At 48.2% G+C, this 22005-nt stretch carries 18 protein-coding genes; 3 read left to right on the top strand and 15 right to left on the bottom strand.

The features are described from left to right. The first annotated feature begins 10 nt into the window (after positions 1 to 10). A complete protein-coding gene (gene mscL / locus RF007C_RS12245) occupies positions 11 to 400 on the top strand; it encodes a large conductance mechanosensitive channel protein MscL (protein WP_037300167.1) in 390 nt (129 codons plus the stop codon). A gap of 438 nt (positions 401 to 838) precedes the next feature. Here mscL and RF007C_RS18090 read toward each other — a convergent pair whose 3' ends face one another. The 3 genes from RF007C_RS18090 to carB are packed head-to-tail and all read right to left on the bottom strand — an operon-like array spanning position 839 to position 5046. After that, positions 839 to 1249, bottom strand: a complete 411-nt coding sequence (locus tag RF007C_RS18090) for a DUF4190 domain-containing protein (protein WP_242836304.1) — start codon at positions 1247 to 1249, stop codon at positions 839 to 841. A 56-nt stretch (positions 1250 to 1305) separates the two neighbouring features. Beyond that, entirely contained in the window at positions 1306 to 1809 is a 504-nt protein-coding gene (locus RF007C_RS17770) for a DUF4190 domain-containing protein (RefSeq protein ID WP_037300164.1), read from the bottom strand. A gap of 15 nt (positions 1810 to 1824) precedes the next feature. Then, positions 1825 to 5046 (bottom strand): carbamoyl-phosphate synthase large subunit, encoded by a 3222-nt coding sequence (gene carB, locus RF007C_RS12230; protein ID WP_037300162.1) that lies wholly within the window; start codon positions 5044 to 5046, stop codon positions 1825 to 1827. Positions 5047 to 5513: 467 nt separating this feature from the next. Here carB and RF007C_RS12225 point away from each other — a divergent pair, with 467 nt between their 5' ends. Further along, on the top strand, positions 5514 to 6068 hold the full coding sequence (locus tag RF007C_RS12225; protein WP_037300159.1) for a hypothetical protein: 555 nt from the start codon (positions 5514 to 5516) through the stop codon (positions 6066 to 6068). A 70-nt stretch (positions 6069 to 6138) separates the two neighbouring features. Here the strand turns inward: RF007C_RS12225 and RF007C_RS12220 are convergent, their stop codons facing one another. The 12 genes from RF007C_RS12220 to RF007C_RS12165 all read right to left on the bottom strand — a co-directional run bounded on the left by RF007C_RS12220 (position 6139) and on the right by RF007C_RS12165 (position 18739). Next, on the bottom strand, positions 6139 to 6762 hold the full coding sequence (locus tag RF007C_RS12220; protein ID WP_037300156.1) for a redox-sensing transcriptional repressor Rex: 624 nt from the start codon (positions 6760 to 6762) through the stop codon (positions 6139 to 6141). Positions 6763 to 6783: 21 nt separating this feature from the next. Next, positions 6784 to 8169: an NADPH-dependent glutamate synthase gene (gene gltA, locus RF007C_RS12215; protein WP_019679887.1), complete on the bottom strand. Its 1386-nt coding sequence runs from the start codon at positions 8167 to 8169 to the stop codon at positions 6784 to 6786. A gap of 1 nt (position 8170) precedes the next feature. Further along, complete coding sequence (locus tag RF007C_RS12210; RefSeq protein ID WP_037300154.1) at positions 8171 to 9010, bottom strand: sulfide/dihydroorotate dehydrogenase-like FAD/NAD-binding protein; 840 nt, start codon at positions 9008 to 9010, stop codon at positions 8171 to 8173. Between the two features lie 424 nt (positions 9011 to 9434). Then, on the bottom strand, positions 9435 to 10385 hold the full coding sequence (locus RF007C_RS12205) for a LysR family transcriptional regulator (RefSeq protein WP_037300151.1): 951 nt from the start codon (positions 10383 to 10385) through the stop codon (positions 9435 to 9437). An 18-nt stretch (positions 10386 to 10403) separates the two neighbouring features. Beyond that, positions 10404 to 11153 (bottom strand): sugar O-acetyltransferase, encoded by a 750-nt coding sequence (locus RF007C_RS12200; protein ID WP_082316764.1) that lies wholly within the window; start codon positions 11151 to 11153, stop codon positions 10404 to 10406. A gap of 68 nt (positions 11154 to 11221) precedes the next feature. Further along, positions 11222 to 12100 (bottom strand): hypothetical protein, encoded by an 879-nt coding sequence (locus RF007C_RS12195; RefSeq protein ID WP_037300148.1) that lies wholly within the window; start codon positions 12098 to 12100, stop codon positions 11222 to 11224. A 30-nt stretch (positions 12101 to 12130) separates the two neighbouring features. Continuing rightward, on the bottom strand, positions 12131 to 12886 hold the full coding sequence (locus tag RF007C_RS12190) for a tetraspanin family protein (protein WP_037300146.1): 756 nt from the start codon (positions 12884 to 12886) through the stop codon (positions 12131 to 12133). Between the two features lie 30 nt (positions 12887 to 12916). Beyond that, entirely contained in the window at positions 12917 to 14101 is a 1185-nt protein-coding gene (locus RF007C_RS12185; RefSeq protein ID WP_037300143.1) for a D-alanine--D-alanine ligase family protein, read from the bottom strand. Positions 14102 to 14347: 246 nt separating this feature from the next. Further along, positions 14348 to 16042, bottom strand: coding sequence for a Mur ligase family protein (locus RF007C_RS12180; protein WP_051456655.1), 1695 nt, complete (start codon positions 16040 to 16042; stop codon positions 14348 to 14350). Positions 16043 to 16125: 83 nt separating this feature from the next. Continuing rightward, entirely contained in the window at positions 16126 to 16899 is a 774-nt protein-coding gene (locus tag RF007C_RS12175; RefSeq protein ID WP_037300139.1) for an alpha/beta fold hydrolase, read from the bottom strand. Positions 16900 to 17241: 342 nt separating this feature from the next. Beyond that, entirely contained in the window at positions 17242 to 17988 is a 747-nt protein-coding gene (locus RF007C_RS16615; protein WP_051456654.1) for a zf-HC2 domain-containing protein, read from the bottom strand. A 271-nt stretch (positions 17989 to 18259) separates the two neighbouring features. Continuing rightward, positions 18260 to 18739, bottom strand: coding sequence for an RNA polymerase sigma factor (locus RF007C_RS12165; RefSeq protein WP_019679898.1), 480 nt, complete (start codon positions 18737 to 18739; stop codon positions 18260 to 18262). 294 nt (positions 18740 to 19033) lie between these two features. Between RF007C_RS12165 and RF007C_RS12160 the strand changes: the two genes are divergently transcribed. Then, positions 19034 to 22003, top strand: coding sequence for an acyl-CoA dehydratase activase (locus RF007C_RS12160; RefSeq protein WP_037300136.1), 2970 nt, complete (start codon positions 19034 to 19036; stop codon positions 22001 to 22003). Positions 22004 to 22005: the final 2 nt, after the last annotated feature.

The following is a 22005-nucleotide window of genomic DNA, read 5'->3' as shown; positions in this document are numbered from 1 at the left end:
GTTGTAAAAAATGAAGAAGTTTTTACAGGAATTCAAGGAATTCGCACTCAAAGGCAACGTAATGGATATGGCAGTCGGCGTTATCATAGGTGCTGCTTTCGGCAACATCGTAACTGCTCTCACAGAGGATTTCATCAATCCCCTTATTGCTTGTATCGGCGGTGCTGAAGTTGCAGGCAGGATTAAGCTCGGTGATACAGGACAGTATCTCAACTGGGGACATTTCGTTACAGCTATCATCAACTTCCTCATCATGGCATTCTGCATTTTCCTTATGGTAAAGGCTGTAAACAAGGTTATGACTATAGGCAAGAAGAAGGAAGAAGAAAAGCCTGCTGAGCCTCCGAAGGAAGAAGTTCTTCTTACAGAGATCAGAGATCTTCTCAAAGAAAAGAAATAATTACTTTTTCAGTTATAACATCAAAGCCCCCGTGCAGAACGGGGGCTTTTCGTATTATAAAGCTGTTAATAGATCAGATCGTATACTCTGATCTCTGCGGGAGTTGTATTTATCTCGCAGCTGTAGATGCCTTCCTTGAATGCTGTGATCTCGGGAGCGTTGATACCGATGTAATAGCCGTTCCTGATCCAACGGTGCAGAACCGCTGTTTATTGCTGTGGAGAGGGTATAGCCCTTGCCGGCGCCGAAAATGTTCTGAGTTCTTTGGTATGCTATCATTCTATCATATTTACGGGAGTTTTTGACGATGTCGTTTGTCATTACAGTAGTTACAATCCTTCTTTTCTGTGTGACAATCATCATTTTCCGGAGGAAAATGCACAAAAAAAGCCCCGAAGCAGCATTTGATTCCTGCTTCGGGGATAATTTATACGTTTTTTATCTGAGTCTCAGTATAACACCTGCAATGGAATTTATAAGCGATAAGCCAAGACCGATACTACTCATAACTATACCTGCAATAGCCATACCCCTGTTAGATGAATCCTTACTCTTTAAACCGAGAGTAAGACCTACTATAGAGCAAGGAATTCCGAGGATAGGAAGGCACCATGCAATAAGACTGCAAATGCCGAGCACCATTGAAGCGGTTGCTTTGCCTTTATTTGTGTCGTTTATGAACTGATTATTATTTACATTGCTGTAAAAATCCGGAGCGTTATAAGGGTTGTTGTAACCGTTCTGAGCGTTGCTGTAGCCGCTCTGAGCATCGCTGTAGCCGCTCTGCTCACCGTTGTTATTCTGTCCGTTATAATTATTTCCGGGATCGCTGTTGTAATTATTATCCATTTATACGTACTCCTTTACATTTGGATGAGTTTTACCGGGCGTTTTACCTGTTAAGGTCATATTTCCCTGATCACACCAATAATGAATGCGATAAAGAATGCTACGGCAGCGGCAAGGGAGATGCTTGATATTACTACACCTGCAATGCCCATTCCTCTTTTTGAGCCTTTCATGCCTCTTATACCGAGTATAAGACCTATAAGACTCATACAGATGCCTAAAACAGGTATACAGAAGGTCAGGCAGCTTATTATGCTGACCACAAGTGAAGCAATGGCATTGCCGCCTGTCGTATCGGGCATGGGCTGAGCGTAAGGATCGTTCAGCTGGCCGCCATAGTTGGGCTGACCGCCATAGTTGGGCTGTCCTCCGTAGTTAGGCTGACCGCCGTAATTGGGCTGTCCTCCGTAGTTAGGCTGACCGCCGTAATTGGGCTGGCCGTCGTAGTTGGGCTGTCCGCCGCTGTAGGGATCATTGTAGCCGGACTGGCTGCTGTTGGGATCGTTATAAGTATTCTGTCCGCCGAAGATGTCAGGATTGTTACCGTAATTATTGTCCATTTCCAGGTACTCCTTTTACTTTATATCAGCGTGATGTGCCTGAAGTGACTTTACTCCGAGATGTGTATTGTTCTTGATAGCCTTGATACCCTCTGCGCTTGCCTTTGCAGCAGCCATGGTTGTCATGTAAGGAACTCTGTGCTTGATAGCAGCCTTTCTGATATAGCTGTCGTCATGGGCACTGGTCTTGCCCGCGGGAGTATTGATTATCATCTGTATCTCACCGTTTGCGATCTCGTCTGCGATGTTGGGACGTCCCTCGTACATCTTGAAGATCTTGTCGCAGGGGATGCCTGCTTCCTTTATCATTTCGTAGCTCTTGCCTGTTGCGATTATGTGGAAGCCAAGCTCGTTGAATGATCTTGCAATATCTATAAGCTCGGGCTTGTCTCTGTCGCATACGCTGAGGAGAACAGTGCCTTCAAGAGGAAGCTTGTTCTTGGTAGCTTCCTGAGCCTTGTAGTAAGCCTCACCGAAGGAGGGGGAGATACCCAGAACTTCGCCTGTTGAACGCATCTCAGGTCCGAGGAGAGGATCTACCTCCTGGAACATATTGAATGGGAATACAGCTTCCTTTACGCCGTAGTGACCGATCTGCTTGTCGCGGAGCTCGGGAACGGGTGAGGGTCTGCCTGTAAGTGAAGACGTGATAATATCTGTAGCGATCTTTACCATGTTGATGTCGCATACCTTTGATACCAGCGGAACAGTTCTTGAAGCACGGGGATTAGCTTCGAGAACGTATACTGTATCGCCCTCGATAGCGTACTGCATATTCATAAGGCCGCATACGTTCATTTCTACTGCTATCTTCTTTGTGTACTCCTTGATAGTAGCGACCTGCTTCTCTGTCAGGTTCTTTGAGGGCAGGATACAAGCGGAGTCGCCCGAGTGAACGCCTGCGAGCTCGATATGCTCCATAACAGCGGGAACGAAGCAGTTTGTGCCGTCGGATATAGCGTCAGCCTCGCACTCTGTTGCGTGGTTGAGGAAACGGTCGATGAGGATAGGTCTGTCGGGCGTTACACCAACAGCAGCGTTCATGTATACTCTCATCATCTCGTCGTCGTGAACGATCTCCATGCCGCGTCCGCCGAGAACGTAGGAAGGACGAACCATAACAGGATAGCCGATCTTGTTTGCGATGGCGATAGCCTCGTCAGCGTTTACAGCCATGCCTGCCTCAGGCATCGGGATACCCAGCTTGTCCATCATAGCACGGAAGTGGTCGCGGTCCTCGGCAAGGTCGATGGTCTCGGGAGTTGTACCGAGGATATTTACGCCGTACTTCTTGAGGTCGTTTGCAAGGTTGAGAGGAGTCTGTCCGCCGAACTGAGCGATAACGCCCACGGGTTTTTCCTTCTCGTGTATAGCGAGAACGTCCTCGAGAGTAAGGGGCTCGAAATAGAGCTTATCAGATGTATCATAGTCAGTAGAAACTGTCTCGGGGTTGCAGTTTACGATAATGGACTCGAAGCCGAGCTTCTTGAGAGCCAGTGCAGCGTGAACGCAGCAGTAGTCGAATTCGATACCCTGACCGATTCTGTTGGGGCCGCCGCCGAGGATCATTATCTTTGGCTTGTCTGTATTTACAGGGCTCTTGTCCTCGTCAAGATGATATGTGGAATAGTAGTAAGCTGCATTCTGAGTGCCGCTTACGTGAACGCCTTCCCAAGCTTCCTTAACGCCTATAGCTGTACGTGCATTTCTTATCTCTTCCTCGGTAACATCGAGGATAGAGCTGAGGTAACGGTCACTGAAGCCGTCAAGCTTAGCCTGCTTTAATACATCGTTTGCGGGAACGCTGCCCTTGTTCTTGAGAAGAGCCTCTTCCTCGTCAACGAGCTCCTTCATCTGCTCGATGAAGTACTTCTTTATCTTTGTAAGGTCGTAGAGTTCATCTATTGTAGCGCCCTTGCGGAGAGCCTCGTACATAACGAACTGTCTCTCACTGGTGGGGAAGCGGAGCTGTGAAAGGAGCTCCTCCTTTGTCATATCATTGAAGTTCTTTGCAAAGCCGAGACCGTAGCGGCCTGTTTCCAGTGAACGGATAGCTTTCTGGAAGGCTTCCTTATAGGTCTTGCCGATGCTCATTACCTCGCCGACAGCTCTCATCTGAGTGCCAAGCTTGTCCTCAGCGCCCTTGAACTTCTCGAAAGCCCAGCGGGCAAACTTGATAACGATATAGTCTCCGTCGGGAACGTACTTGTCAAGAGTGCCGTACTTGCCGCAGGGGATATCCTTCAGTGTGAGACCGCAGGCCAGCATAGCCGATACGAGAGCGATGGGGAAGCCTGTTGCCTTTGAAGCAAGTGCGGAGGAACGTGAAGTTCTTGGGTTGATCTCGATAACAACGATGCGTCCTGTCTCAGGGTCTCGGGCAAACTGGCAGTTGCAGCCGCCGATAACTTCGATGGATTCGATGATCCTGTATGACATCTCCTGGAGCTCCTTCTGAACGTCCTCGGGGATAGTGAGCATAGGTGCAGAGCAGAAGGAATCGCCTGTATGAACGCCTATAGGATCTATATTCTCAATGAAGCATACTGTGATCTTGTTGTTCTCTGCGTCGCGGACAACCTCCAGCTCCAGCTCTTCCCAGCCGAAGATACATTCCTCGACCAGTACCTGTCCTACGAGAGAAGCCTGAAGACCTCTTGCGCATACTACCTTTAATTCATCTACATTGTAAACCATTCCGCCGCCTGCGCCGCCCATGGTATAGGCTGGACGGAGAACTACAGGATATTTAAGCTTTTCAGCTATCTTTACAGCCTCGTCAACAGAATATGCAACCTCACTCTTGGGCATACCGATACCGAGAGCGCTCATAGCGTTCTTGAACTCGATACGGTCCTCACCGCGCTCGATAGCGTCTACCTGAACGCCTATTACCTGAACGTTGTACTTTTTGAGTACGCCTTCCTTGTCCAGCTCGGAGCAGAGGTTAAGGCCTGACTGACCGCCGAGGTTGGGGAGAAGAGCATCAGGACGTTCTTTTTCGATTATCTGGGTAAGTCTTTCGAGATTGAGGGGCTCGATGTAAGTAATATCAGCAACATCGGGATCTGTCATGATAGTAGCGGGGTTGGAGTTTACGAGAACTATCTCATAACCGAGCTTGCGAAGCGCCTTGCAAGCCTGAGTACCTGAGTAGTCGAACTCACAGGCCTGTCCGATGATGATAGGTCCCGAGCCGATTATCATGATCTTGTTAATATCCTGTCTTTTTGGCATATTATTCTCCTGACTCGTACACTGAAAATGTACGTTGATATATTTGCCATGAAACGTCATGGCGCAACTTCTTACCTTATATAATAACATAAATCGCGACAAATTGCAATATAGAAAAAATCTTTTACGACCAGTACAATTTTAGGAAATATGCCGTAACCACCTGAGCCGTTGGCTATCAGCCTGTAGGGGCTGCCTTAGAAGTGTGGCGATAAAGAAGTGCTGTAAGCGATGTGTGATTATCAACACAAACGGTAATGTCCGGACATCGATGTTCTTCCTTACAAATCAGTATCAGGGCAGAGCAAAACGGTGACTATTTTATAACAAATATTTACATTTTTGCTGTTTTTGCAATAATCACTTGACAATATTTGAAAAGAATTATATAATATACTTGCCTTGGTGATACAGGGCGTTTAAATTTCGCGAGTTTAAACAAAAAGTAATCAAAAAGGAGTATGATTATGAAAAAAACAAAGATTCTTAGCGCATTGATGGCACTCACACTTGTATCTGTTCCCGCAACAGGCATTGCAGGCAGCACATTATCTTTCAGCAATAACGCTATAGTAGCTGATGCAGCATATGCACCGTCTTCAAGAAAGGTTGACGGCTCATATCTGGTCTTCAGATCCAACCCTGTTGTTCCTATTCTCTCCACAGGCGAAAACGGTTACAATCTGTATTATAGAAACGGCTATATGGTGATAACAAAAGCCTATTATGCACAGGGCAGAAGATATGAGTACAATGTAAAAATGTTTTATGTAGGCGGAAATTCCCTTTTATTGCAGGGAGATGGAAATCTTGTAGCATATAACTGTGCATCACCGAATGATTTTTCACGTCCTACTGCACATTCAAACACCTGGATGTATAATCAGCCTGATGTATATTTCTTATATGAATTATCTACAAGCGGTGTTTTGCATATATACCGCGTTCAGAAGAGCGGACAGTTTAAAGGCATGAAAGAGCCTCTCTGGAACAGCACAACAGGCAAAATGTATAGAATATGATCTGATGATCGGAGTAATGAAAAGGGACTGCACGAAGCAGTCCCTTTTGTTGTTATGTGAATCAAGCAGCTCAATTAGCATTGCATCTTGCAAGCATTGCAAGAGTGAGCGATATATTCTCGTTATGCACCGTAACGCCCTTGGGAGCATTGAGGTGTACTGCGGCGAAGTTGAGGATGAATCTTATCCCCGACTCTGCCATTCTGTCGCAGACCTCCTGTGCAGCGGTCTCCGGCACTGTTATAATGCCTATGCGTATATCGTTTTCTGTGCAGAAGCTTTCCAGCTCGTCGATATGACGGACGGGCTTGCCGTTTATTGAGCTGCCTACCCGCTTTTCGTTGCAGTCGAAGCCGCAGACTATATCAAAGCCATAAGCCTCAAAGCCGTTATATTCCAGCATGGCTCTGCCGAAATTGCCCATACCTGCAACAACTACCCTGTCATGGTTCTCAAAGCCGAGGAATTTGCCTATATCGCTTATGAGCTCGGAAGCAGCATAGCCTACCTTGGGTCTGCCGCCGCTGCTGACCGAGGCCAGATCCTTCCTGACCTGAACATCGTTCAGCCCGAGAGCTTCCGCGATGGCTGTGGCGGAGATATTCCCCTTTTTCCTTTCGCTGGAAAGGGACATGAGATAATTGAAGTACATGGGCAGCCGCAAAAGCGTCTGTGAGGTAATATTTTTTTCCATATTATACCTCCGTCAGAGGGCTTATTTGTTCTGCATATATTCGTCCATAGCTGCGGCAGCCTTCTTTCCTGCGCCCATAGCGAGGATGACCGTAGCAGCACCTGTTACAGCGTCGCCGCCTGCGTAAACGCCTTCCTTTGAGGTAAGACCGTCCTCGTCGGCAATGATGCCGCCCCACTTCTGTGTATCCAGTCCCTCAGTGGTGGACTTGATAAGGGGATTGGGTGAAGTACCGATAGACATGATAACGCAGTCAGCCTCGATGTCGATGAAAGCCCCATCTATCGGAACGGGCTTTGCTCTTCCCGAAGCGTCAGGCTCGGAGAGCTCCATCTGCTGACAGTGAACGCTCTTTACCCAGCCGTCATCTGTAGCCTGTATCTCAACAGGGTTTGTAAGGAATTTGAAGATGATGCCCTCTTCCTTGGCGTGCTCTACTTCCTCTGCTCTTGCGGGAAGCTCAGCCTCTGTACGTCTGTATACTATGTATACCTCAGCGCCCAGTCTCTTGGCACAGCGTGCTGCGTCCATAGCAACGTTTCCGCCGCCTACGATAACAGCCTTTGTGCCTGCCTTGATAGGAGTAGCACTGTCTTCCTTATAAGCCTTCATAAGATTGATACGTGTGAGGAACTCATTTGCGGAGTATACGCCGTTGAGGTTCTCACCGGGGATATTCATAAATCTGGGGAGACCTGCACCCGAGCCGATGAATACTGACTCGAAGCCTTCCTCCTTCATGAGCTCGTCAACGGAGATGGTCTTGCCTACGACTGTATTAGTCTCTACCTTTACGCCCAGAGCCTTGAGGCCGCCTATTTCCTTCTGAACGATGGACTTGGGGAGTCTGAACTCGGGGATACCGTAGGAGAGAACTCCGCCTGCAACGTGGAGAGCCTCGAATATAGTAACGTCATAGCCCTTCTTTGCAAGGTCGCCTGCGCAGGCAAGACCTGAAGGACCTGAACCGATAACTGCTGCCTTGTGGCCGTTCTTTGCGGGCACCTCGGGAGCTGTCTCGGGCTGTGCGTTGTGCCAGTCGGCAACGAATCTTTCAAGACGGCCGATAGCAACGGGCTCGCCCTTGATTCCTCTTACGCACTTGCTCTCGCACTGTGTCTCCTGGGGACATACTCTTCCGCATACAGCAGGGAGAGAGCTGGACTTTGTGATTATCTTGTAAGCCTCTGCGAAATTGCCCTCAGCCACCTGAGCGATGAAAGCGGGTATATCTATCTGTACGGGACAGCCTGTAGAGCAGGGCTTGTTCTTGCAGTTAAGGCATCTTTTTGCCTCATCTATGGCCTGTTCCTCGGTATATCCGAGAGCTACCTCGCTGAAATTCTTGTTTCTTACATCGGGAGCCTGTACAGGCATTTCGTTTCTTTTAGCAGACATATTAGGCATATCACTTTACCTCCTTGAACAGATTGCAGGCTTCTTCATAGGCGTGGCGTTCGAAGGGCTTGTACATAGCGCCTCTTGCCATAGCCTCGTCGAAGTCGATGAGATGGCCGTCGAACTCGGGGCCGTCAACACAGGCGAACTTTGTCTGGCCGCCTACTGTGAGACGACATCCGCCGCACATACCTGTGCCGTCTATCATTATAGGGTTCATGGAAGCAACAGTGGGAACACCGTACTCCTTGGTGAGCTTGCATACGAATTTCATCATGATGAGAGGTCCGATAGTGATAACTCTGTCGTACTTCTCGCCGCTGTCTATAAGCTTCTTGAGGGCGTCTGTAACAAGTCCCTTCTCGCCGGCGGTTCCGTCATCGCTCATGAGCACGAATTTTGAGCTTGATGCTCTGAACTCGTCCTCGAGGATAACGAGATCCTTGCTTCTGAAGCCTACTATTGAATGTACCTCAACGCCGAGCTCGTGGAGCTTCTTTGCAACAGGGTAAGCGATAGCGCAGCCTACGCCGCCGCCTACAACTGCTACCTTTTTGAGCCCCTCTGTCTCTGTGGCTCTGCCCAGAGGGCCTACGAAGTCCTGAAGGCAGTCGCCCTCGTTAAGGTGATTGAGTTTTTCTGTTGTAGCGCCTACTATCTGGAAAATGATAGTGACGGAACCGCTCTGACGGTCAAAATCCGCGATAGTGAGCGGGATGCGCTCGCCGTCAGCGTCTGTTCTTAAAATAATGAACTGTCCGGGTTCAGCCTTTCTTGCTACCTTGGGAGCGTTTATGCGCATAAGGGTAACAGTAGGGTTGAGGCTTCTCTTCTCAAGAATTTCAAACATAGTTCATACCTTCCTTGCCATAGATTTGCAATGCGGGAGCTTTCGGGGGGGGCGTCGCCGTTGACTTCCGCCGATACAGGCATTGCAGAATATATTCAATATTATATCACACAACGGTGTTCTGCACAAATATAACAGAGGAATATCGGTATTCCGCTATCGATATTTTTGTAACGATTTATATGCCGGCTGCTGTTGGATCACGGTTTGTTCCCGTGGTAATACAGCGGAAAATAACAAAAAAGAGCAGCGTATGCTGCCCTGATATATGTAATTACATAGTATACGGGCTGATGCAAGCATCAGCCCCTGCACAGCGCAGATAAAACAGTAAAACGCAGGGGGCGATGTTCACATCGCCCCGCAAATAACAACATATAATAATTATTCTTATTTAGAATGTGCACATATCTAAACGAATATATCACTTGTATTCTGCAAAGGCACTTTCGTTCCTTACCTCGTAGAGCCTGTTCACCAGCTTCAGTTCGTTTTCCGAGAGCTTGTGCCCCGAAGTATATATCAGCATATCCTTGAAGCTGTTGTCTGGGAAATGGCACTTTCTCTGTACCAGTCCATACTTTCCGCAGAGGCTGGCGGGCATAGGAGAGTCCAGCATGAATGCCTGTGGGACGGTGAGAAGGAAGTCCAGAGCGCTTCCGCGGTCGTACATACACACCTTGCGCACGGGTACGTCCGCAGGACGGTTGGCCGCATAGAGCTTCTCCACAGCTCCCGATACATATGGGACTGCGTCATCTCCCTGTCCCAGCTCGGTGTAATTGCAGGACAGGTCCGAATAGGTTATCATATCGGCATTTGCGGCAGGATGTTCGGCAGACATTACCGCCAGCATCTGGAACTCCCAGAGGAGCTTGCCGTCAAGGTTCTTTTCGGAGAGGAAGTCCGTGAAATACTTCTCATGGGCGGTATTATAGCGGATAACGCCGAAATCGTAGCCGTTTTCGCGGACATTTTCGATAGTTCTGAGAGAATTGGTCTCGCAGAAGAATATCTCCATATCTTCGGGAGTATTCAGAGAAGCGATGTAGTCCGAAAAAGCCTTTGAGATATAGCCCGTTCGCGGCACCGATATGCGCAGACGGCTGTTCTTGGGCTTATCGGGGGAGTGTATCGCCTCCATATTATCTATCTGTATAAGTATCTGCTTGGCATATTCAAGGAATTTCAGACCCTGATCCGTAGGGATAACGCCCTTGGAGGTTCGTCTGAATATGGTTATGCCGAGATTGCTTTCCAGTTCCTTGATGGCCTTGCTCAGATTCGGCTGAGCCATATAGAGGTTTTCGGCAGCCTGTGTTATTGAGCGTGTCTTTTCGATCTCAACTGCATATTTGAAGTGCAGGGTATTCATGGATCAGCCTTCTTTCTTTTACTTGTTTCTTCTGTCGGGAAAATCGTTTCTGTTCTGAGGTGTGTCCACTCTTGTGAGCTCTACGCGCTTTCTTACGGGAGCGTCAGGCTTTTTGAAGGTATGGTCTGCGCTGTTTCCGAGGATTGCCGCTCCTGACTGTGCAGGTGCGGCAGGTCTTTCAGCCTTCTGAGGTTCGGCGGGCTTTTCGGGAGCAGCTTCTATGGTCTTTACGGGAGCGCAGGGATTGCCTGCTGCAACGCAGTTTGAGGGTATATCCTTTGTAACTACGCTGCCTGCGCCGATAACTACGTTATCGCCGATGGTAACGCCGCTGAGAACGGTCACATTGCCGCCTATCCATACATCGCTGCCTATTTTTATGGGCTTTGCGTATTCAAGTCCCTGATTTCTTGTCATAGCATCGATGGGATGCTCGGAGGTGTAGAAACCGCAGTTCGGACCGATAAAGACATTATCTCCGAAGGTTACCTCTGCTGCATCGAGTATTACCAGATTGTGATTTGCATAGAAATTGTCGCCGAGAATAATGTTATATCCGTAATCGCAGAAGAAATTAGGTTCAATTACAGTGTCAAAGCCCTTGAGAGCGACTAATCTGTTGAGGAGCCTTTCTCTTTTCTGGAAATCGTTGAACTCCGAAGCGTTGAATTCAGAGCATAATTTCTTAGCCTTTATTCTGTCATTTAAAAGCTCTTTGTCAGCAGGACTGTAAAGTGCTCCTGACTCCATTTTTTCTTTTTCGGTCATTTTAAACCCTCCTTGTTTTTTTATTATGATATTTCACTGGACCTAAGTCCAGAAAAAACAGCCTTGCATTACACATGGTCTGCTATGAACTGGAAAAACCTGATGAGCCATATGGGCGACGAAAAAAGCAGGATAAAGAACAGCAGCAAGAAGGCGTTGTACATCTCTTTTTTATCCGCCCTGAAGCAGGGATTGTCCTTTATAATGAACCTTTCCGGTCTGTCGGGAGCTATATATATGTCGAAATAGTTGTAGTTCTCGGGATCGGTGCAGTACCGTTCGTTCAGTGTTATACGATAATACTGCTCTTCAAAGCTATAATTATAGACAAGTATATTGTCAAACTTCTCCTCAACTATTCTTCCTTGCTCTTCATAGCGCTGACGCACTTTTTCACTGAGCTCTTTGTGCGTTCTGATCTTTCGGAAAAAGTCTGCCCTTACAGGTACTGTGCACTGCTTTTTCCTTATCCCTGCGGCAACTGCTATGGCCAGCGGCTTTAAAGTCATTCTGAAAAGCGATCTGACCACCAGATAACCGAGAAGCACATATAAAGGATAAGCGCCCCGGGGATTGCCCTTGCTGCCTTCAATGCAGGCATAAAAAATAAGAAATACAGTCAGTCCCGCTATGGGGAGCGTCGTTCTTATCTTGCCGCCCTGATCCGAGGATACAGCTGCTATCCTTCCGTCGGATATGACTATCCTTATATCGGAAATAAATAAGATGAGCAGAAGCGGACCGAACATCGAGATGAATATCATTATCAGGGTATGCTGCAATGCACTGTTTTCTTCGATAAGACCGCCCAGCAGGCTCATACCCAGACCGAAGACTATCAGTACTCCGAACAATACGAGAACGACAGCAAACAGTGATTCCAGACCCAGAACACGGTCTTCCGTGTTTTTATTATTCTTTTCTGCGTCGGTTATTTTTTTTTGCAACAGGCAGTAATTTGATTATCATTGAGATCTCTAGCTTTCCAGCGCTTCTATTCCGAAAAGATGCTCGGCATAATAGACATCCGGTTTATCAGGATTAATGAATACTTCAAAATCCTTGCTCTTATTTGAAGAAACTGTATAGCAGTAGCGATAGTCCTTGGCGATAAACCGATATGTGCGACCGTTATAGTGATACTTGAACATGGGATAGCTGATATGCGAGTCGGCTTCACCCGATGTTGCAGTATATTCGCAGGGCTCGGCCTTCAAGAGCAGAGTACATCTCTTACGTCTTATGGAATTGGCTGCAAATACTCCGATAGTGTTTATCACCATTCCCAAAACTATCAATCCGAGTATTGCAAACAAGAACAGCATTATCTGTGCTATCGGAATATGGAGTTCAATTTTGAAGTACTTTATAAAAAAAAGAGAGACACCTGCCAGTACAAGGAGAATACCCGGAAGCCAAAAGAATGAAGAAACCAAGAAAAAACTCAGGCTGCTTACCTCGCTGCCCTCTTCGGTATCATACATATTGTAAACATCGCCGGTATCATGGGCAAAACCGTTTTTGCTGATAACTGCAATAATGAGCGTTACTCCGGAGAGAATCAAACCCAGAGGCGGCAAAAGGATTATTGTCGGAATCAAACACAGAAATAAGACAAAAAACACCTTGTTCGGAATATCCAAGCCTTTCATCCTTATTTTGAATACAGGTGTCGGTTCAGAGAATTCTGAGTCTGTGATGTCTTTTGCTCTCGGCAGAAAACCGATTTTCATTGTGATCACCTCCAATCATTGACAAGCATTTCAGCGCTTGCTGCCCTTTGAGCCGAAGCTGCCTCCCATGGAAAGGATATTGGTATCAAAGGTGTAGCTTATCTTCTCGCCCTGTCTGTAGCGTTTGAGAGCAAGCTGGATAAGTCTTTCGAGAAGCTCTGTGTACTTTACGCCCTTGGGCTCCCAGAGGTAGAATGCCAGTGAGCCGGGAATAGTGTTTATCTCGTTGATGTATACCTTGTCTGTTGCCATATCTATCATGAAGTCGATACGTGTAACGCCGTTGAGGCCGAGATAGCGGAATGCGTCAACAGCGGTCTTTCTGATGAATTCGTCCTGCTCGGGAGTGATATCGGCAGGTATCTTTCTCTTGAGGGTAGCCATGCCCTTGCTGCCGCCCTTGCCGCCGCCTACGTACTTCTGGTCATAGCTGAGTATGTCGTCGCCGCTTGCCTGTACGGGCTCCTCACATACGGAAGCCTCTGCGGACTCGCTGTCGCCTGCTACGGCGCAGTTTATTTCCTTGAGCTGTACAACGCAGGGCTCGATGAGGATACGGTCAGCAAACTCAAAAGCCTCTTCGATAGACTTTATAAGGCTGTCTCTGTCCTTGCCCTTGGATATGCCCACGCTGGAACCGAGATTGATGGGCTTTACGATAACGGGGTAGCCGAACTTCTTCTCAACTTCTTCAACCATTCTGTCCATTTTGTTTATCTCATAGGATGAGAAACGGCAGCAGTCAAGAACGGGGAAGCCTGCGTCTTTAAGGAGTATCTTCATTACGAATTTATCCATACCGATTGCGGAAGCCAGTACGTCACAGCCTACATAGGGCAGGTCAAGAGTCTGGAGATAGCCCTGCAAAGCACCGTCTTCAACGTTGGTTCCGTGAACTATTGGGAATGCAACGTCGATGTCGGAGATAAGGTTGGAGCCGAACTTCTTCATCTTCTGGCGGATAAGCTGAACCTTTCCCTCGCTGCGTACAAATACGCACTCGGTACACTCTTTGAGGAGAGCAGGGATATCCTTGAAGCTGTTGATATCCATGAGCTTTTCGCCTGTCCAGAATTCGCTCTTCTTTGTCATATAGACAGGGATGATGTTGTACTTTTCCTTATTGATGCTTGCCATAGCCTGAACTGCCGAGATAACGGATACCTCGTGCTCAACGCTTCTTCCGCCGAAAAGAACTGCAAGATTGATCTTCATTGTAATTACTCCTTATGATCTGGTGTTGGGGCGGCGTTCTGCCGCCCGACAGTTTTTGTATTCAGCAGGGGCGGCGGAATGCCGCCTCTACAAAGTCAATAATTAATGTGCTGTAAGCGATGTACAATTATCACTTTTAATGAAAGTGAACGAGTTTACGAGTGCCAACGTTAAGCTGTGTACCAAATCTTTGATTTGGATCTCACAGCTATATGCAGAGCTGGCAAGAATGCAGAGTCACGCTGCTTAATAATTATCGGGCAGGTCGTTTTCAAGAAGAACTATCTTCTTCTTGTCTGTCTGATATGCTCTTACGTGGTCGAGAGCCTCACCCAGACTGTCCGCAACGAAAACGTTGTCCATATCATAGCCTGCGTCCTTTATACCGTTATATATAGGCACTGTCTGAGCCTTGCCCACAAGAACTATATGGTCGCAGGCTTTAGCTGCCTCCTGACCGAACTCGAAGTTGAGCTCTTCCTGCTTTGCGCCAAGCTCTACCATACCGGGAGTTACCAGTATGCGGCAGGCGTCGAAAAGTCCCAGTACATTCAGTGCTGCACGGCATCCGCTGGGATTTGAGTTGTATGCGTCGTCGATAAAGGTCATATTGCCGCCCTTGTCGAGAAGCTGCAATCTGTGGGGAACTGCGGCGATACGCTTCACGGGGAGGGTCAGCTTTTCAAGGGATATGCCCGTACCGTGCGCGTAGGCGATAGCTCCGAGAACGTTCTGAACGTTATGCTCACCGAGGAGCTTCATTGAGAAGCGCTTTGTCTCGCCGTCGGGAGCAGTTACCGTGAACTCAGTACCTCTGTCGGATACGGATATATCAGTACCGCGGTAATGGTTGCCCTCCTGGAGTCCGTAAAGCACCGCATTGGGGTACTCGGGAGCTTTCTTTCGGATAAGCTCGTTGTCGCCGTTGAGGTAGATCTTACCGCCCTTTGCCTTGACATGGTCGGCAAGCTCGAACTTTGTATTCACCACGTTCTCGATAGAGCCGAAGGTCTCTAAATGCTGAGGACCAACGGAAGTGATGATTCCGTCGTGGGGGTCTGCAATGCCGCATAGCTCCTTTATCTCGTGAACTCGTCTTGCGCCCATTTCGCAGATGAAGTATTCGTGAGTGGGCTTTAAGTCGCGGCGTATGGTTATTGTAACTCCCATGGGAGTATTGAAGCTCTCGGGAGTTTTCAGTGTGTTGTACTGCGAGTTGAGAAGTTCATCAAGGTAGAACTTCATGCTGGTCTTGCCGTAGCTTCCCGTTATACCTACTTTATGAAGCGTGGGACACTCGGAGAGTATGCGCTTTGCGTCATTGATGTAGTGGTTCTGCACTGCCTTTTCCACGGGCTTGTTTATCAGATTTGAAAGGGGCACAAGCACGGGGGTGAGGCAGACTCCGAGATTCACAAGGAAGAATGGCATATTGGAGCGGAAGCGCAGAAGCTTTTCCGCTTCGCCGTCGGTGCCGATGGTGTGGAGTCTGGCTGACGAGAAGAAAGCTCCCGCAAAAATTATGGCGATGAGTATGCCGAAGGTTATCATCATGCGCTTCATTCTTGCTGTATAAACAAGGGGCTTCTTGAACTTCTTGCCGGGCTTGTTTGCCAGTGTGATTCCCAGATAAAAGAGTATCAGCAGTATGAGCAGTATGAGAGTTACGGTACCCGCAGACGATACATATACAGGATCGCCGATCTTCTGAGCATTTACTGGATCCAGCGTGTTTATCACGGGAAACAGGAACAGCAGCACGCCAGAGATTATAAGTATCAGCCCGTTGGGAAGATAGCGCCTTTTATTCTTTTTCATCCAGCGTGAATGCTCGGGAGTTTTGTAGCCGTTGAGCTGGAGCATATGGAACTCCCTCAGCCCCAGAAACACCGTCGCTGTCAGCGCAATGACCGCATATATTATCCATAAAACCAAATTCATATTTATCTCCTTGTAAGAGTGATTAGTGATTAGTTGTGGTGTCCGCTTGCACGGACGGATTTAAAATGAACGATCACTATGCACTAATCACTTATTTTCATAAAGCTGCACATCACGCGATTGAAAGTGAACTGCTGTTCGAGGAAGGAATAATGTCCTGCGTTTTCCAGCTTTACAAGACCTGCATCGGGTATGAGCTTCTCCATTTTCTCGCCGTCGGAAAGGGGAGTTGCGGTATCGTTCACGCCCCATACCAGCAGTGTGGGAGCCTTGATATTGGGCAGGTAGGGCTCAAGGTCCTCGTTGACAACCTTGACCATTACCTGACGCATCATGGGCGAAGCTGCGGCGTAGTCTGCGCTTCCCATTTTCTTGCGGAAGTTCTCCAGAGCGTCGGGGAAGAGCTTATTTACTATGCCCCATGAAAGGACTGTCCTGCCCAGCTTGTAATAGCGCTGACGCCATGTCTTTTTATTGGACTTTGGCGGCATGATGCCTGCGCTGTCCACGAGAATGACCTTTGTCACCCTGAAGGGCAGGTCATCGCGGCTGTGCATTTTGATTATGACACGTCCGCCGAAGCTGTGGCCGAGAAGCATTACTTCTTTTGTGTCGTAGTCTCTGAGGAAGTCGATAACGAACTGCACATAGTTGCTTACGTCCCATACCTCCTTGGGCTCATCACTCTTGCCGAAGCCCGGCATATCCATAGCCACGACCTTGTACTTCTTGGAGAGAAGCTCTATCATATTAGCGAAAAGGGTGATATTGCTGCCCCAGCCATGGAGCAGAACGATAAGGTCGCCCTCGCCTTTTTCCTCGTAGTTTATCTTTAAACCGTTAACTGTCTTTGTCAATGTTATTATCTCCACATATTTATTTTGTGTTATATATCATATACGGCATACAGCCGCAAATATACATATATAATTTATTATATCACTTGCGCTATTTTATGTCAACATTTATTTTACCCTTTAGCCATTAGCCGTTAGCCTGTAGGGGCGGATATTATCCGCCCGGGCCCTTAGTCATGTAGGATCGTCGTTTCGCCGCCCGTGCCTTACATAACAGGTAACATGAACCCATGTAGGGGCTGCCTTTGGGCGTCCGCAGGTTTTTGTGAAATTAAGACGGACTGCCAAAGGCAGCCTCTACAATGGCAGAAAAAAGGACGGACTAAAGTCCGTCCTGTGGTATTATTTTTGATTTTTGACAGTATCCTGATAGAGCTTATACAGGTCGATAGTCTCGGTCTTATCGCGGTAATGGATAGTTAGGGTTGAGCCTTCTTTTACGTCGTTTGTTCCCCATAAATACTGGTTCGGGTACTTGCCGCGGTCATCGAAAGGCAGCTTTACAACAGGATATATCCATAAATGCTCATGCAATATAAAGTCATTTACACCCTTATCATTTACAAAGGGAACATATTTTGAATCGGTGCGTTCATTTGTGCAGCTGCAATCGCCCGTAAATTCAAAATCGATCCATTTTTCAGTTTTAACTTTCACACCCTCGGGAATAGGGTAGAAATCGTCGCTGAACTCTGTGCGGTATTCCATGATATATTCACCGTTTTCGTCAAGTTCATCGCTTTTTGCCATGTATGTCTTTACTTCCTTGACTTCCACGGTATAGTGCAGCTTCTCCGAGTTTATTGGGACAACTCCCCAGAACACGAACATGAACACGCCGAACAGCACCACGGCTGTACCGAGTACAGTGGCAATTATCTTGAGTTTGGTGCGTTTTTTTACTTTTTTCAGCGGTTTAACGTCCTTTTCTGGGACTTCTATATTTTCTTCCTTTTTGTTCATGCTCTCATAGACAGCCTTGCAGTCTGCACATTCGCTGAGGTGCTTTTCTATTTCTTCGTTGCTGTCCTCCGATGTCAGATTATCGCAGTACAGCGGCAAAAGGTCTTTCACTATGTTGCATTTCATAATACCAACTCCTTTTTCGTGTAGGGGCGGCGGAACGCCGCCCGAATTCTTTGTTCATGTAAGTTTTTATAATAGGCAATGTTATTTCGTTGATCGCGGGCGCTGGTCAAGCGCCCCTACAATTATTCTAATGTTAAATATATGCAAGGCGTGGGCGAGCGAAACTCGCCCCTACGATTGGTGTATGTTGTGTTTTGTAGGGACGATCATTGGTCGTCCGTGTCGGAAATGAATACCGCGTATGCGGACGCGCAATGCGCGTCCCTACAGGCTATCGGCTGTCGGCTAATTTCTGCTTAGCGCGGTAATAGGTCACACGCGCCCAGTTCTCGGTCTTGCCGAATATCTCCCCTATCTCGCGGAAACTCAGCTCCTGTGAAGCTCTCAGGAGTATTATCTCCTTTTCCGTCTCGGGCAGGGAGTGTATCTTCTTCAGCAGCCGCATCCGCCCGTCCTCGCTCTCTGCTTCCTCGTCGGGACGGGGCGCTGTGTCCTCTGTGAGCTCGCTTATTTCTTCGCTTTTGTGTTTACTGCGCTTGCGGAGCTCCTCCAGCCATGCGTTATGAGCGATGCTGCACAGCCATGTATATACCGAGCACTCACCCTTGTATTTCTTTAAGGAGCGCAGAGCACGGTAAAATGTCTCCTGAGTGAGCTCCTCGGCGATGTCGGCGTTTCCGCAGAGAGCCATGAGATACAGAAAGACCTTCCTGCCGTTTTCCTTGTAATATCGTTCCATATCCGACGACACGACACCGCCTCCTTTCCGAACGTTCACTTATTAGTTGCACTGAGAGCACTTTCGTTACAGATTTTTTGAAAAAAATTCAAATTGACATTGCAAAACAATCGTGCTATACTGAAAAGTACCGAATATACGCTATTATATCATTTCTCACCAAATATATCAACTGTCACATTATGGTGTTCGGTATGCTGAAATATTCCCTCTTTACTTTTATGTACGAAATATGTTATAATAAGAAGATACCGATAGTATTCGGGAAGGATTTTAAGATAATAATAACTTCTTCTGAGGTGTACAATGGCAAATAAATATTCTTTGGGCATTGACGTGGGTTCTACCACGGTAAAGACAGTTATAACCGACGCTGACGGAAATATAGTTTATTCCAAGTATCAGCGGCATCTTTCCAAGGTCAAGGAGACCGTGACGGATCAGCTCAAAATAATACAGGCAGATTACCCGGACGAGACATTCACCGTGTGTATCACGGGTTCGGCAGGTCTGGGACTTGCCAATTCCGCTGGCATACCCTTTGTGCAGGAGGTCCATGCGGCATTCCTTGCAGTAAAAAAGAAGCAGCCCGACGCCGACGCTGTCATAGAGCTGGGCGGCGAGGACGCTAAGATTATATTCCTCACAGGCGGCGTTGAACAGCGTATGAACGGCACCTGCGCAGGCGGTACGGGAGCCTTTATCGACCAGATGGCAACTCTTCTCGGCATCACAGCAGACCAGCTGGACGAGCTCTCTCTCCACGCCCAGAAGATATACCCCATAGCTTCACGCTGCGGAGTATTTGCAAAATCCGATATACAACCCTTGCTCAATCAGGGAGCAAGACGCGAGGACGTTGCGGCAAGTATATTCCAGGCAGTTGTTGACCAGACTGTTTCGGGGCTTGCTCAGGGACGTACCATCGAGGGAAAGGTGCTTTTCCTCGGCGGCCCTCTCTTCTTCCTCAGCGGACTTAAAAAGGCATTCAAGAAGACTCTCGGACTTGACGACGATAACGCGATGTTTCCTCCCGAGGCTCCCGTTTTCGTTGCATACGGCTGTGCCATATATGCGGCAGCTGCCGGGGACTCCTTCCATATAGAGGACATAATAGACAAGATACGTACCGCAAAGGCTTCCGACGATATAGTTACGGGAGAGCCCCTTTTCCGTTCACAGGCAGAGTATGAGGGCTTTATCGACCGCCACAGGAAGTTTGATCTCGGATATGCGGATATACATACTTACAAGGGCGACGCCTACCTCGGTATAGATGCGGGCTCCACCACCACAAAGCTGGTGCTCATAACCGATGACGGACGCATACTCTACCATCACTATTCCTCTAATCAGGGACAGCCCCTTGACAAGGTGTCCGATCAGGTAAGACGCATATACAGCGAGATGAACCCGGGTATCACCATAAAGGGCTCTGCGGTAACAGGCTACGGCGAGGATCTTATAAAAGCAGGACTTTCCATAGATCACGGCATAGTCGAGACCGTTGCCCACTTCAAGGCGGCTGCTTACTTCTGTCCCGACGTTGATTTCATCATCGACATCGGCGGACAGGACATCAAGTGCTTCAAGATTAAGAACAAGAGCATCGACAGCATCATGCTCAATGAGGCTTGTTCCTCAGGCTGCGGCTCTTTCATACAGACCTTCGCTATGGCTCTGGGCTATGATATCGCCGAGTTTTCACAGCTGGGACTTTTTGCAGAGCACCCTGTTGACTTAGGTTCAAGATGTACCGTATTCATGAACAGCTCGGTAAAGCAGGCTCAGAAGGACGGCGCCACTGTGGATGATATTTCCGCAGGTCTGTCCTCATCCATAATCAAGAACGCGATATATAAGGTCATCCGTGCAAATTCTCCCGACGATCTCGGAAAGAACATCGTCGTACAGGGCGGAACCTTCCTCAACGATGCTGTTCTCCGTTCCTTCGAGAAGGAGCTGGGCAGAAACGTTATCCGTCCCGCTATATCGGGACTTATGGGAGCCTTCGGCTGTGCTCTCTACGCCAAGGAAAGAGCAGGGGACGAGCCCTCGAAGATCATTTCCGCAGAGGAGCTGGAGAACTTCACCTACACCTCCCGTTCTGCAAACTGCGGCGGCTGTACGGCTCACTGTCAGCTCAATATCATCAACTTCGGCAAGGGACGCCGTTTCATATCGGGCAACCGCTGCGAAAAGGGCGGCGGCATGGCCAATAAGAATACAGTCCCCAATCTTTATGAGTTCAAATATGACAGCATACTCAATACCGTAAAGACTCACCAGCCCAGGCGATACCGCGGTACAGTGGGACTTCCGCTGGCACTTGGCTTCTACGAGCAGTTGCCCTTCTGGCATATGCTCTTTACCACACTTGGATTCAGAACGGTTATTTCCGATGAGAGCTCCCGTGATATGTACTACCTCGGTCAGCATACCATCCCCTCGGATACGGTCTGCTACCCTGCTAAGCTCACCCACGGACACATCGAAAACCTTTTGGACAAGGGCGTTGACTTTATATTCTACCCCTGTATGAGCTACAATATCGATGAGGGCAACAGCGATAACCACTTTAACTGCCCTGTAGTTGCCTATTATCCCGAGCTTCTCATTGCAAACAACCCCAGGCTCAACAATGAGAACTTCATACACCCGTACATGGATCTCAATATCAGGAAGAACGTTATCAAGGTGATGGGACAGGCACTGAAGAACTACAATGTCAAGGGCAGGATTCCCGAGGCTGTGGACAAGGCTTACGAAGCCCTTCAGACCTACCGTAATTCCGTGACCAGGAAGGCAATGGAGATAATCACCCAGGCAAGAGCAGAGGGACGCAAGATAATCGTTATCGCAGGCCGTCCCTACCATATAGACAAGGAGATCAACCACGGCATACACAAGCTTGTATCCAGTCTGGGCATGGCTGTCATCACCGAGGACAGCATCGCAGGACTTGCAAGCACTCCCAAGCTGGGCGTTCTCAACCAGTGGACATATCATTCAAGGCTTTACCGCGCTGCCAAGTACGTCACCACCCAGCCCGATATGCAGCTCATACAGCTGGTATCCTTCGGCTGCGGAATAGACGCGGTCACAGGCGACGAGGTGAGACATATCCTTGAAAGCCGCGGAAAGCTGTACACTCAGCTGAAGATCGACGAGATAAACAACCTCGGTGCGGCAAGGATAAGACTGAGAAGCCTTGTTGCCGCTATGGAGCAGGCAGATCAGAAGCCTGCGAAAAAGCCCGTGGTCCAGCCCGTGTGACC

Source organism: Ruminococcus flavefaciens 007c (assembly GCF_000571935.1).
Lineage (GTDB): Bacteria > Bacillota > Clostridia > Oscillospirales > Ruminococcaceae > Ruminococcus > Ruminococcus flavefaciens_F.
The sequence above is the reverse complement of the archived record's forward strand: the minus strand, read 5'-3'. Positions and strand labels throughout refer to the sequence as shown.

Bases quoted from the DNA above. Each gene is read 5' to 3' on its own strand.
- RF007C_RS12200 (WP_082316764.1), bottom strand. From the start codon at position 11,153: ATGACCGAAAAAGAAAAAATGGAGTCAGGAGCACTTTACAGTCCTGCT.
- RF007C_RS12180 (WP_051456655.1), bottom strand. From the start codon at position 16,042: ATGAATTTGGTTTTATGGATAATATATGCGGTCATTGCGCTGACAGCG.
- RF007C_RS12220 (WP_037300156.1), bottom strand. From the start codon at position 6,762: ATGGAAAAAAATATTACCTCACAGACGCTTTTGCGGCTGCCCATGTAC.
- RF007C_RS12225 (WP_037300159.1), top strand. From the start codon at position 5,514: ATGAAAAAAACAAAGATTCTTAGCGCATTGATGGCACTCACACTTGTA.
- carB (WP_037300162.1), bottom strand. From the start codon at position 5,046: ATGCCAAAAAGACAGGATATTAACAAGATCATGATAATCGGCTCGGGA.
- RF007C_RS18090 (WP_242836304.1), bottom strand. From the start codon at position 1,249: ATGGATAATAATTACAACAGCGATCCCGGAAATAATTATAACGGACAG.
- RF007C_RS12210 (WP_037300154.1), bottom strand. From the start codon at position 9,010: ATGTTTGAAATTCTTGAGAAGAGAAGCCTCAACCCTACTGTTACCCTT.
- gltA (WP_019679887.1), bottom strand. From the start codon at position 8,169: ATGCCTAATATGTCTGCTAAAAGAAACGAAATGCCTGTACAGGCTCCC.
- RF007C_RS12205 (WP_037300151.1), bottom strand. From the start codon at position 10,385: ATGAATACCCTGCACTTCAAATATGCAGTTGAGATCGAAAAGACACGC.
- RF007C_RS12185 (WP_037300143.1), bottom strand. From the start codon at position 14,101: ATGAAGATCAATCTTGCAGTTCTTTTCGGCGGAAGAAGCGTTGAGCAC.
- RF007C_RS12190 (WP_037300146.1), bottom strand. From the start codon at position 12,886: ATGAAAATCGGTTTTCTGCCGAGAGCAAAAGACATCACAGACTCAGAA.
- RF007C_RS16615 (WP_051456654.1), bottom strand. From the start codon at position 17,988: ATGAAATGCAACATAGTGAAAGACCTTTTGCCGCTGTACTGCGATAAT.
- RF007C_RS17770 (WP_037300164.1), bottom strand. From the start codon at position 1,809: ATGGACAATAATTACGGTAACAATCCTGACATCTTCGGCGGACAGAAT.
- mscL (WP_037300167.1), top strand. From the start codon at position 11: ATGAAGAAGTTTTTACAGGAATTCAAGGAATTCGCACTCAAAGGCAAC.
- RF007C_RS12160 (WP_037300136.1), top strand. From the start codon at position 19,034: ATGGCAAATAAATATTCTTTGGGCATTGACGTGGGTTCTACCACGGTA.